Here is an 11,719-nt window from a genome sequence, read left to right as displayed (position 1 = left end):
TTCGCCGGGGGTGCCGACGACGGCGGCGGCGAATCGGGGGGCGGGGGCGTCGAGGGCTTGGGCGGCGATGGCGGTGAGGTCGAGGTGGTTGCTGCGGGACTGGTCGCGGTCGACTTCCTGCAGGGCGAGTATGTCGGCGTCGAGGGCGGCGACGGTGGCGGCGAGGCGGGTTTCGTCGACGAGGCCGTCGTGGGGGGATCTGCCGTGGAGCAGGTTGAAGGTTGCCAGGCGCACCTCTGCACCTTACGGCGCGACGTGGCACAGTTTGGGCGTGCTTTTCAAAGCGTTGTGTTGTTCGGCGGTGGTGTTCGTGGGGTTGGGGTTGGTGGGGTTGTGGGTGCGGCGGTGGCGGGGGCGGTGAGGGGTGGTTACCGGTCGGGGGTGGCGAAGCGGCCGGCGCGGATTTCGCGGAGCGCTTGGCGGCGGGTGTCGCCGCGGAGGGTGTCGACGTAGAGCCGGCCGTTGAGGTGGTCGGTTTCGTGTTGGAGGGCGCGGGCGAGGAAGCCGGTGCCGGTGACGGTGCGGGGTTCGCCGTGTTGGTCGTAGCCGTGGGCGGTGGCGTGCAGGGCGCGGGGGGTGGGGAAGTAGAGGCCGGGGATGGAGAGGCAGCCTTCGTCGTCGGTCTGGGTTTCGGTGGAGAGTTCGAGGGTGGGGTTGATGAGGTGGCCGCGGTGGCCGTCGGCGTCGTAGACGAAGACCTGGGCGCTGATGCCGATCTGGGGTGCGGCGACGCCGGCGCGGCCGGGGGCGCCGAGCAGGGTGTCCATGAGGTCGGTGACCAGGGCTCGTAGTTCGGCGTCGAAGCTGGTGACGGGCTCGCAGGGGGTGCGGAGCACGGGGTCGCCGATGATTCGGATGGGCCGCATGGTCATGAGCGGAACCTTATCGGTTCGTTACCGGTTTTGTTGTTCCAGCCACCTCCACCGCGCTCTGTGCAACGTACGGAGATTCTGGTGCCGGTACGGGGGGCGTCGATGGTGGTGGGGTCCCGGACGGGCTGCGGGCGGTCGTGAACAAGCGGTTGATCGCCGAATTTGTCGAGTCGAGTCGACGTCGAAGGCGAACCCGCCCAGTCCGGACTTGTGGCACGTTCGCGGTGGGCTTCTTCGCGTTCCTGCTCAGCTCGGTCGACGGCGGACCCGGTAGCGCAGGTGAAGCACCCGGTCGCCCTGGATCACCAGGTCAGGATCCTCCAACAGGTGCTGCGCGTGGACCGACCCGAAGTAGCGCTTCCCGGACCCGAACACCACGGGCACGACGTCCATCCGCACCTCGTCGACCAGGCCCGCGGCGAGCACCTGGCCACCGACGTCGCCAGCGGCAACCTCGACAAGGCGGTCACCCGCGAGTTCCCGCGCCCTGGTCACGGCCGCCTCGACGCCGTCGACGAAGTGGAACGGCGCCTCGGGGTCCCAGCCCTCGGGCGCCGGCCGGTGCGTCACGACGACCACGTGGTCGATGCCGCCCGGAGGCTTCCCGTCCCAGCCGTCCGTCAGGTCGAAGACGTGCCGGCCGACGATTGTCGCCCCGATCTGGTCCCAGTACGCCCGGGTGTGGTCGTAGGAGGTCTGCGACACCTTCAATACGCCGCTGTCGTCCAACGGGACGTCACCGCCGGTCAACCAGTCGAACAGCGGTCCGGGCTGGTCGTTCTCGTCCGCGACGAAGCCGTCCACCGACACCGAGCTGTACATGACGACCTTGCCCACGGGGCTCTCCTCTGCTTCCGGGTGCCCCCAAACTAGCGGGCCGTGCGCTGCCGCTCTTGTACAAAATCAATCGGCCGGCAGCGGCCAACCGTCCAGCGCGTGACCGGGATGTTCCCGCAGAAACCGCCGCCGGACTTCGACGTACCGGGTCGGCGTGAGCCCGGTGAACGCCCGGAACTCGTGGCCGAAGTGGGCCTGGTCGAAGTAGCCTGCGCCACCGGCGAGGTCGCCCCAGTCGATCGGTCCGGCGGGGTTGATCGCGAACACGGTGGCGGCGAAACGGTAGGTGCGGGCCAGCCGCTTCGGCGTGACGCCGACGAGCTCCTTGAACCGCTGTGCCAGGTGGGTGCTGCTGACGCCGGCTGCCACGCCCAGGTCGCCGATCGCCACCGCCCCGCTGGTCGCCGCGATGACGCTGCTCGTATGGCGGACCAGCCCCAGGCCGGCGGTCTCGCACAGCCGTCGCATCAGCTCCGCCTCGAGCAGCGTCAGCATCTCGTACGGTCGGTCCGCCGTGGCCAGCCGGTCTCGCAGCTCGGCAATGGCGGGCCGGCCCCACACCTGCTCCACCGTCAGCGGCCGGTCACACAGCTCGGCTGCGGGCATCGGCAGGAACGGCGCCAGCCCCCACGGCTTGAAGTGCACGCCGACGGACCGGGTCCGGAGTGGGTAGCCGAACTCCCACGCGCGGGTGGGCATGGTGACCACACAGCCGTCGGCGTACTCGGCCGTCTCGATGTCGGTGCCGGCGCGGATGCGGAACGGCGCCCCGAGGTTGACGATGAGCAACGCCGACGGCGCGGGCGGCAGCGTCAGCCGGGCGTACGGCGACGCACCCTCCAGGTAGTAAAGGTCGTCGATCAGCCCGTCCAGCGGCGGTCGCGGCACTCTGGACACGTACTCCACACGCACAGCATCGCCGACGTCGCGCCGGCATCGCACGCCGGGATGGTCCAGCCGCGCTGCCGCCAACCCGGGGTTCGCGGTACTGACGCCACCGCCCTCTACCTGTTCAGCCTGCTTACCCCCGCGACGTCCGAACAGGTGTACGACGTGTTCGACACCCCGACCGGCGGGTGACCGTCACGCCGGCGGACGCAGGGCCCCCGCGGCCGGGGGACGCAACTGTGGCGGCACGGCGCTGCGCAGCGCGGCGGCGACCGCGGTGACGGCGGGGTGCGCGGCGGCGCCGTCGCGGTACGCGATCCGGGTCCGGCGGTGGATCGGCAGCCGGGTCAGGACCACCTCCGGCGGTGGGTTCACGATCCCCAACTGCGGCACCAGTGCGACGCCCTGACCCGCCGCGACCAGGGCCAGTACGGTGTCGAAGTCGTCGACGCGGTGCCGGATCCGGGGGTGGAATCCGGCGGCCTGGCAGGCCCGGACCGTCATCGTGTGACACAGGCTGCCCGCTGTCGCGGTGATCCACGCGGACTCCCGCCAGCGGTGCAGCGCCGGGCCGTCGTCGTCCGGGTGGTCGTGTGCCGGGGCGGGCGTGGCGACGTACATCGCCTCGCTGCACAGTGGTGTGCTCGCCACGCCCGGCTCGGCGGGGGCGGGGACGAAGTCGTATTCGTGGACCAGGGCGACGTCCAGGTCGCCGGCCCGCAACGCGTGCGCGACCTCGGCCGGGTCGATCTCCCGCACCATCGGCTCCAGGCCGGGGTGCCGGCGGGCCAGGGCGGTCAGCGCGGCGGGCACGATCGCCCGGGTGGCGGTCGGGAAGGCGCCGATGCGCAGTGGACCGGCCAGCCCGTGTCGGGTGTCGGCGAGTTCGGCGGCGGCCCGCTCCAGTCGTTCGAGGACCGCGTCGGCGTGCCGGACCAGGTTGCGGGCCGCCGGGGTGAGGGTGACGCTGCGCCCGGTCCGTTCCAGCAGCGGCACCCCCGCCTCCCGTTCGAGGACGCCGAGCTGCTGGGAGACCGCCGACGGGGTGAACGCCAGCGCGTCGGCGACGGCGACGATGGTGCCGCGCCGGGCGAGTTCCCGCAGCAGGCGCAGGCGACGGACATCGAGCATCAGCTGACCTTACGCTGGCAGGAAGAAATGTGAACTGGAGCTTTCGGGTCGGGGCGGGCAGCCTCGGAGGCATGACATCGCTGTGCGGAATCCACGTCCCGCTGGTCACGCCGTTCACCGCCGCCGACACCGTCGACGGCGAGGCGCTCGAGGGACTCGCCCACGCCGTACTCGCCGACGGCGCCGCCGGGATCGTCGCCCTCGGCACGACCGCCGAGGCCGGCACCCTCGACGCCGCCGAGCGACGGCGGGTGGTCGAGGTGTGCGTCCGGGTGGGCCGGGACCGGGGCGCGGTCGTGACGGTCGGCGCCGGCGGCGGCGACACCCGGGCCTGCGCGGCCGCGCTCGCCGACCTCGTCCGCTGGCCGGAGATCGGGTACGCGCTGGTGCCGGTGCCGTCGTTCGTCCGCCCGTCACAGGCCGGTGTGGTCGCACACTTCGCCACCCTGGCCCGGTCCGCTCCCGTCCCGTTGATCGTCTACCACGTGCCGTACCGGACGGGACGGCCGCTGGACGCGGCCTGCCTGACCGAACTGGGCCGGCTGCCCGGGGTGGTGGGGGTGAAGTACGCGGCCGGCGCCATCGACGAGCAGACCGTACGACTGTTCGCCGATCCCCCGCCGAGGTTCGCGGTGCTGGCCGGCGACGACGTGTTCCTGTCGCCGATGCTGGCGCTCGGCGCGACCGGCGGGGTGCTCGCCTCGGCGCACCTGGCCACCGGCCGGTTCGCGGAACTGGTCGCCGCCTGGCGGGACGGCGAGGTGGCGCGGGCCCGTGCCCTCGGGGCGGCACTGTCGCGGCTGTCGGCGGCCCTGTTCGCCGAACCGAACCCGGCCGTGGTCAAGGGTGTGCTGCACGCCCAGGGCCGCATCCGCACCGCCGGGGTACGGCTGCCGCTGCTGCCCGCCGGCCCCGGGGCGGTCGACGCGGCCCTGGCCCGGCTGGCCGGGCTGGCCGGGTGAACACGGTGGCGGTGGACGGGCCAGCCGGGTGGGTCCGTAACGGTGGGAAGGCGGCCGGGTGGGTCCGGTGGTCAACCGGCGGCGACGCCTGACGCGGCCGGCCTGGTGGGCCGGGCGGTCAGCCGGCCAGGGCGGCGCGGACCGGGCCGGCCTTGGCGGCCGCCTCGGCGACCTCGGCGTGCGGGTCACTGTCCCAGGTGATGCCGCCGCCGGCCCAGACGTGGACCCGGTCGGCGTCGACCGCGACGGTGCGGATGGTCAGCCCGAGGTCGACGCCGTTCGCGTCGATCCAGCCGAAGCCGCCCATGGCGGCGCCCCGGCCGACCGGTTCCAGGGCGGCGATCTCGGCCAGCGCGGCGAGTTTGGGCGCTCCGGTGACCGAGCCGCCGGGGCAGACGGCGCGGAGCAGGTCGGCGAGACCGCAGCCGTCGGCGAGCTGGGCGGAGACCGTCGACTCGGCCTGCCACAGTCCGGACCAGCGGCGCAGCGTGTAGAGGTCGTCGACGTGTACCGAGCCGGTGCGGGCGACCCGGGCCAGGTCGTTGCGTTCCAGGTCGACGATCATGATGTGTTCGGCCCGTTCCTTGGCCGAGGTGAGCATGTCCCGTCGTCCGTCGTCGGTCGCCGGCCGGGTGCCCTTGATCGGGCGGGTGGTGACCCGGCCGGCGGTCGCCTCGACCAGGGTTTCCGGGGAGGCACAGCCGATCGCCCAGCCGGGTCCGGTGAGTACGCCGCCGTAGCGGGCGCCGGGCAGCCGGGCCACCCGGGCCAGGGCCGGCCCCGGGTTGCCGTCGTACCGGGCGGCGGCGTGTCCGACGACGTTGACCTGGTAGATGTCGCCGCGGCCGATCGCGGCCCGGGCCTGCTCGACGGCGGCGGCGTGCGCCTGCCCGGTCCAGCTGGGCTGCCACGGTCCGAGCCGCCAGCCGGTCGGGGCCGCCGGCCAGGTGTCCGGGTCGCCCGGCTGGGAGGTCGACGGGGTGGTGTGCCGGTAGACGACGGCGACCAGGTCCGGTACGGCCGGCGCCGGACTCGGCGGGCCGACCGCGCCTCGGACCATGGTGGCGCCGGCGGCGGCGGAGACGAACACCCCCGCCCCGCAGACCGTGCCGGGCCGGGGTACGTCGGGGTGTGGGGCCGCCGGTCGGGCGAGGTCGCGGACCGGCAGGCCGTGCCCGGCGAGGAAGTCCTCCAGCAGCCGGGCCGGGTCGCCGCCGTCGGCGCACCACCACTGCAGCCGGTCGTGTTCGGTCAACCGGGTCCGGCATCCGGCCGGGATGCCCGGGATGCCCGGGGACAGCCCGGTTGGGAGCGATCCCACGCCGACCGTATCGATCTGCCTCATCCGAAAAGTGGATTCTCCCGCGTCAGTCCGAAAGCTGCTCGTCATCGTGCCCCGGGCGTTGGTACCGTCCGTGACTGGCCATGTGAACCATGCCACACTGCCCTCACCGTCCGGAGAACCCGATGTGCCAGCACCAACCCACCTGTCCCTCCGCCGAGGCTCCCGACCGGGAAGCCGCCCGGGTCATCGCCTGCTTCCGTGAGCAGGGCTGGAGCCTGCTCTGCAACGGTGTCATCGTTTTCGACGACACCGGAGAACTGCTGCCCGACGGTCGGACGATCGCGCCGCACCGCGGCCCGGCCCGGCACGCCCTGGTCGGCTGAACGGCTGACGCCGACCGGGGCGCACCTGACCGGTTGATCACCGACGGTGACGACGGGTCAGTTCGCGAACGCCTCGGGCGGCGGGCAGGCGCAGACCAGGTTCCGGTCGCCGTACGCCCCGTCGATGCGGCGTACCGGCGGCCAGTACTTCGCCCGCCGGTCGACCCCGGCCGGGTACGCCGCCACCGACCGCGGGTACGGGTGCGGCCAGTCGTCGCCGCCGACCATCGCCGCGGTGTGCGGGGCGTTGGCGAGCGGGTTGTCCCCCTTCGGCCACTCCCCCGACCCGACCTTGTCGATCTCGGCCCGGATCGCGATCATCGCGTCGCAGAACCGGTCGAGTTCGGTCAGGTCCTCGCTCTCGGTCGGCTCCACCATCAGGGTGCCGGCGACCGGGAACGACATCGTCGGGGCGTGGAACCCGTAGTCGATCAGCCGCTTGGCGACGTCGTCGACGCTGACCCCGGTCGCCTTGGTCAGCGGCCGCAGGTCGAGGATGCACTCGTGGGCGACCAGCCCCTTGTTGCCGGCGTAGAGCACCGGGTAGTGGGTGCGGAGCCGGGCCGCCACGTAGTTCGCGGCGAGCACCGCCGTGCCGGTCGCCTGCCGCAGCCCGTCCGGGCCCATCATCCGCAGGTACGCCCACGGGATCGGCAGGATGCCGGCCGAGCCGTAGCGGGCGGCCGAGACCGCCGGCCGGCCGTCGTCGCCGACCGGGTCGCCGGGCAGGTACGGGGCCAGGTGCGCGCGGACCGCGACCGGGCCGACGCCGGGACCGCCGCCGCCGTGCGGGATGCAGAACGTCTTGTGCAGGTTCAGGTGGGACACGTCGGCACCGAACCGGCCCGGCTTGGCGAAGCCGACCAGGGCGTTGAGGTTGGCGCCGTCGACGTACACCTGGCCGCCGGCGTCGTGGACCTTGGCGCACAGGGCGGCGATGCCGCCCTCGTACACGCCGTGGGTCGACGGGTAGGTGACCATGATCGCGGCGAGGTTGTCCCGGTGCGCCTCGATCTTGCGGTCGAGGTCGGCGAGGTCGACGTCACCGTCGACGTCGCAGCCGACGACAACGACCCGCATCCCGGCCATCACCGCGCTGGCCGCGTTGGTGCCGTGTGCCGACGACGGGATCAGGCAGACGTCGCGGTGCGCCTCGCCCCGGTCGCGGTGATAGCCGCGGATGGCGAGCAGTCCGGCGAGTTCGCCCTGGGAGCCGGCGTTCGGTTGCACGCTGACCGCGTCGTAGCCGGTCACCTCGGCGAGCCAGCCCTCCAGCGACGCGACCAGGTCGCGGTAGCCGGCGGTCTGGGTGTCCGGGGCGAACGGGTGCAGGTTCGCGAACTCGGGCCAGCTGACCGGCTCCATCTCGGTGGTCGCGTTCAGCTTCATGGTGCAGGAGCCGAGTGGGATCATGCCCCGGTCCAGGGCGTAGTCGAAGTCGGCGAGGCGGCGCAGGTAGCGCAGCATCGCGGTCTCCGAGTGGTGGCTGTGGAAGACCGGGTGGGTGAGGAAGTCGCCGGTGCGGCGCAGCGCCGCCGGCAGGGCCGGCGTGGCCGCCGGGTCGCCGGCCACGCCGCCGAAGGCCCGCCACACGGTGGCGACGTGCTCGGCGGTGGTGGTCTCGTCGCAGGAGATCCCGACGAGGTCGGCGTCGACGAGCCGCAGGTTGATCCCGTGGCGTTCGGCGGCGGCGACGACCTCGGCGGCCCGGCCGGGGACCCGGGCCAGCACGGTGTCGAAGAACGTGTCGTGGACGACGTCGACGCCGTCGACGGTACGCAGGCCGGCGGCGAGCGTGGTGGCCCGCTCGTGGACCCGGGTGGCGATCGCCCGCAGACCGTCCGGGCCGTGGTAGACGGCGTACATGCCGGCCATCACGGCGAGCAGCACCTGGGCGGTGCAGATGTTGCTGGTCGCCTTCTCCCGGCGGATGTGCTGTTCGCGGGTCTGCAGGGCGAGCCGGTAGGCGGGTTCGCCGGCGGCGTCGCGGGAGACTCCGACGAGCCGGCCGGGCAGCATCCGCTCCAGGCCGGCGCGGACCGCGAGGTAGCCGGCGTGCGGGCCGCCGAAGCCCATCGGTACGCCGAACCGCTGGGTGGTGCCGGCGGCGATGTCGGCGCCGATCTCACCCGGCGGGCGGAGCAGGGTCAGGGCGAGCAGGTCGGCGGCGACGGTGACCAGGGCGCCGGCGGCGTGGGCGGCCTCGACCAGCGCGGTGTGGTCCCGGACCGCGCCGGAGGCGCCCGGGTACTGCAGGTGCAGGCCGAAGAACGCCTCCGGCAGCGGTTCGGTGGCCAGGTCGAGGACCCGGACCTCGATGCCGAGGGGTTCGGCGCGGGTGGCCAGGACGGCGATCGTCTGCGGCAGGGTGTCGGCGTCGACGACGTACACCGGGCTGCTGACCTTGGTGGCGCGGCGGGCCAGGGTCATCGCCTCGGCCGCGGCGGTGCCCTCGTCGAGCATGGAGGCGTTCGCGGTGGTGAGCCCGGTCAGGTCGGTGACCACGGTCTGGAAGTTGAGCAGGGCCTCGAGCCGGCCCTGGCTGATCTCCGGCTGGTACGGGGTGTAGGCGGTGTACCAGGCCGGGTTCTCCAGCACGTTGCGGCGGATCACCGCCGGGGTGTGGGTGCCGTGGTAGCCGAGGCCGATCATGGAGACGGCGACGGTGTTGCGGGCGGCGACCGCGCGCAGTTCGGCGATCACCTCCTCCTCGGTGGCGGCCGGCGGCAGGTCGAGGGTGCCGGTCCAACGGATCACCTCGGGGATCGCGGCGTCCATCAGGTCGTCGACGGTGTCGTATCCGACGGTCTCCAGCATGCGCCCTCGGGCGGCGGCGTCGGGGCCGATGTGGCGGTCGGCGAAGCGTGGTGCGGTCATGGGCGGCACTCCCGGGCGAGGTCGACGGGGCAACCTCCCCCTCTGTCACGTCCACGCGGCGTCGCGGGGCGCTCCACAGTCGCCTGCCCGCGAACTCCTTTTGCCTGAGAGGTTCCGGGGAGGATTTGCCCCTTCGGCGCCATCCGGGCGGATACCCGGCGGTCTCTCGCTCGCGAGGTGGTCGGCGCTGGCAACGGTACCAGTGGCCGGGTTTCGGTCGGGTTTCACCCGGCACGGGAAGATCACCGCCGATGCTGGCAGGGAGGTCGGCGCCGGCCGGTGCGGCCTCGTCCGGCGCGGGTCGACAGAACCGGTTGAGCGATCAGGTAGGGACAGTTTCCGGTCGGACCGTGGCTGTTTGTTCCGTAGTTGGCCGGTTCGCCCCGTTCGACCGGCGATCGCCTACATTCGGCGGCGGCGATCCTCGACGATGCGGACGAACCGCCGTACCGGGAACGGAGGTCGAGGCCGGGCCCACTTCCGGTACACCGGTTGCCGGGATGTTCAGCCGAGGAGGGCGCGCAGCGCCGTTTCGGCGACTCGGCTCAGTTCGTTGCGGGTGCGCCCGGCGGCCGCCTGGACGGCGATGCCGTCGGAGATGGTGTGGACGAGTGCGGCGAGGTCGGCCGGGCTGTAGCCGGTCGGCAGGTCGTCGGCCTGTTCCAGTCGTCTGCGCAGCGCCGTCTCCCCGGCCTTGCGCACCGCGACCGCGTCCCGCCGCACCGGCTCCGAGTCGGGCCCGCCGGCGTGGACGCTCTTGACGCACAGGCATCCCTGCGGCGCGTCCTGCCCTGCGGTGAGGTCGACGGCCCCATGGATCAGGAGCCGGATGACCTCGCGGCCGGTGGGCGCGTCCAGTGCGGTGGCGGCGTAGCTGCCGGGGCCCTCCAGGTAGCGGGCGAGCACCTTGCCGAACAGTTCCTCTTTGTTGCCGAAGGCGGAGTAGAGACTGGGCTTGTTGATGCCCATCGCGGTGGTCAGGTCGGTCAGCGAGGTGCCCTCGTAGCCTTGGCGCCAGAACACCTCCAGAGCGCGGTCCAGTGCGGCGTCGGCGTCGAACGAGCGTGGGCGTCCGCCGGGCATGGTGTCCTCCGCGCTTCCCGAAAGTTTTGTACCTATCGGTAGGTTACCTCTTGCGTCCACGCCTCGGCGCCTCTAGTTTTTTACCGGAAGGTACATAACTAAGGGGTGGTACATGATCCGAGTCGGAGTGGTCGGGGCGAGCGGATGGGCGGACGGCTCACACCTGCCCGCGCTCACCGCGCTTCCCGAGTACGAGGTGAGCGCGGTCGCGACGACCAACCAGGCCAGCGCGAATCGCGTAGCCGCGGTGTACGGCGTCCGGCACGCCTTCGCGGACGCGGCCACGCTCGCCGCTCACCCCGATGTCGACCTGGTCGTCGTCTCGGTGCGTGTGACCGGGCACGCCGCAGTGATCCGCGCCGCGCTCGACGCGGGCAAGCACGTCGTGTCCGAGTGGCCGCTGGCCGTCGACGAAAAGGAGGCACGTGGACTGGCCGATGCCGCCTCGGCGGCGGGCGTGTGCCATGCAGTCGTCCTGCAGGGCCGCCATTCCCCGAGCGCCAGGTTCACCGCCGACCTGCTCGCCGAGGGGCGGATCGGCACGCTCGAGTCGGCCGTGGTCGTCGCGGCAGGCGACCCCTTTGGCGGTAGCAGCATCCCGGCCGACCTGGCCTGGAGCCTCGACCCCGCGGCGGGGAACTCGATACTCACGATCATGGCTGGCCACTTCCTGGCAACCCTGGAACGGGCCGCGGGCCGGCTCACCGAGGTTTCCGCGCGACTGCCCCGCCTACACGAACGCGTCCGGGTCGCCGGCACGGAGCGCACCCAGGCCAACGCCACTCCCGACCAGGTACTGGTGCACGGGCTGCTGGAGGGCGGCGCCACCGCGTCGGTGACCATCCACGGCGGCAACCGACGTATCCGGGACGAGTTCCTGGTCAAGCTCGCGGGCAGCGCCGGCACACTGACCGCAACCCCCACGGAACGGGGGTCGTTCATGCACTGGAGCGACTGGGAGATTCGGGTCGACGGTGACCTCCTGGCGGTGCCCGACTCCTACCGGACCGTGCCCGCCGGCATCCCCGCGGGCCCACCCGCCAACATCGCGGCCCTCTACCAGGAGGTCGCCGCCGCCATCGCCGAAGGGCGTCGGCCTGACCCTGATTTCGAGGCCGCCCTGCGTCACCACCGGCTCCTTGCCGCCATCGAACGCGCGGCGGCCACCACGACCCCACAGCACATCCCCTGAGCCCTCCCGCACCATCATGCCCACCCGCGGCTGGGCGCGGCGGCCCACACACACCCACTCATCCTGACCGGCGGCGCCGGCGACCGGACGGTCCAGGAGAACGACGGGCGGCTGGTCCCCGGCTCCGGACGCGGATCGTGGACGGGGCGACGTCAACGCCGGCCGGCTGCACCCCCCAGTGCTCCCGGCCGGCGAATCAACCGCCTGAC

The 11,719-nt window shown here is 72.9% G+C and carries 11 protein-coding genes and 1 riboswitch; of the genes, 3 read left to right on the top strand and 8 right to left on the bottom strand.

The genetic code is table 11. The annotated features are described in order from the left end of the window. The 5 genes from ABGB05_RS29745 to ABGB05_RS29725 all read right to left on the bottom strand — a co-directional run. Positions 1 to 234, bottom strand: a 234-nt coding sequence (locus ABGB05_RS29745; protein ID WP_347657232.1) for an endonuclease/exonuclease/phosphatase family protein, incomplete at its 3' end; no start/stop codon positions are given. A 134-nt stretch (positions 235 to 368) separates the two neighbouring features. Continuing rightward, entirely contained in the window at positions 369 to 872 is a 504-nt protein-coding gene (gene def / locus ABGB05_RS29740; protein ID WP_347657231.1) for a peptide deformylase, read from the bottom strand. Between the two features lie 246 nt (positions 873 to 1,118). Next, positions 1,119 to 1,709, bottom strand: coding sequence for a dihydrofolate reductase family protein (locus ABGB05_RS29735; RefSeq protein WP_347657230.1), 591 nt, complete (start codon positions 1,707 to 1,709; stop codon positions 1,119 to 1,121). 66 nt (positions 1,710 to 1,775) lie between these two features. Continuing rightward, positions 1,776 to 2,615 (bottom strand): helix-turn-helix domain-containing protein, encoded by an 840-nt coding sequence (locus tag ABGB05_RS29730; RefSeq protein ID WP_347657229.1) that lies wholly within the window; start codon positions 2,613 to 2,615, stop codon positions 1,776 to 1,778. Positions 2,616 to 2,792: 177 nt separating this feature from the next. After that, a complete protein-coding gene (locus ABGB05_RS29725) occupies positions 2,793 to 3,728 on the bottom strand; it encodes a LysR family transcriptional regulator (protein WP_347657228.1) in 936 nt (311 codons plus the stop codon). A gap of 71 nt (positions 3,729 to 3,799) precedes the next feature. Here ABGB05_RS29725 and ABGB05_RS29720 point away from each other — a divergent pair, with 71 nt between their 5' ends. Beyond that, a complete protein-coding gene (locus ABGB05_RS29720) occupies positions 3,800 to 4,690 on the top strand; it encodes a dihydrodipicolinate synthase family protein (protein WP_347657227.1) in 891 nt (296 codons plus the stop codon). Positions 4,691 to 4,808: 118 nt separating this feature from the next. On the opposite strand, the gene ABGB05_RS29715 is transcribed toward ABGB05_RS29720, so the two are convergent. After that, the gene (locus ABGB05_RS29715) at positions 4,809 to 6,035 is read right to left on the bottom strand and encodes a chorismate-binding protein (protein WP_347657226.1); all 1,227 of its coding nucleotides are present in this window, start codon (positions 6,033 to 6,035) and stop codon (positions 4,809 to 4,811) included. Positions 6,036 to 6,157: 122 nt separating this feature from the next. Between ABGB05_RS29715 and ABGB05_RS29710 the strand changes: the two genes are divergently transcribed. Next, the gene (locus tag ABGB05_RS29710) at positions 6,158 to 6,358 is read left to right on the top strand and encodes a DUF5999 family protein (protein WP_331215219.1); all 201 of its coding nucleotides are present in this window, start codon (positions 6,158 to 6,160) and stop codon (positions 6,356 to 6,358) included. 57 nt (positions 6,359 to 6,415) lie between these two features. Here the strand turns inward: ABGB05_RS29710 and gcvP are convergent, their stop codons facing one another. Then, complete coding sequence (gene gcvP, locus ABGB05_RS29705) at positions 6,416 to 9,235, bottom strand: aminomethyl-transferring glycine dehydrogenase (RefSeq protein ID WP_347657225.1); 2,820 nt, start codon at positions 9,233 to 9,235, stop codon at positions 6,416 to 6,418. A gap of 82 nt (positions 9,236 to 9,317) precedes the next feature. Beyond that, a riboswitch (glycine riboswitch) is annotated at positions 9,318 to 9,416 on the bottom strand. Between the two features lie 323 nt (positions 9,417 to 9,739). Further along, positions 9,740 to 10,318 (bottom strand): TetR/AcrR family transcriptional regulator, encoded by a 579-nt coding sequence (locus ABGB05_RS29700; RefSeq protein ID WP_347657224.1) that lies wholly within the window; start codon positions 10,316 to 10,318, stop codon positions 9,740 to 9,742. 112 nt (positions 10,319 to 10,430) lie between these two features. On the opposite strand from ABGB05_RS29700, the gene ABGB05_RS29695 reads away from it, so the two are divergent. Then, on the top strand, positions 10,431 to 11,510 hold the full coding sequence (locus tag ABGB05_RS29695) for a Gfo/Idh/MocA family oxidoreductase (protein ID WP_347657223.1): 1,080 nt from the start codon (positions 10,431 to 10,433) through the stop codon (positions 11,508 to 11,510). Positions 11,511 to 11,719 lie beyond the last annotated feature (209 nt).

Source organism: Plantactinospora sp. B5E13 (assembly GCF_039871775.1).
In the GTDB taxonomy this organism is placed as follows: Bacteria; Actinomycetota; Actinomycetes; order Mycobacteriales; family Micromonosporaceae; genus Plantactinospora.
This window is presented reverse-complemented; position numbering and strand designations above follow the sequence as displayed.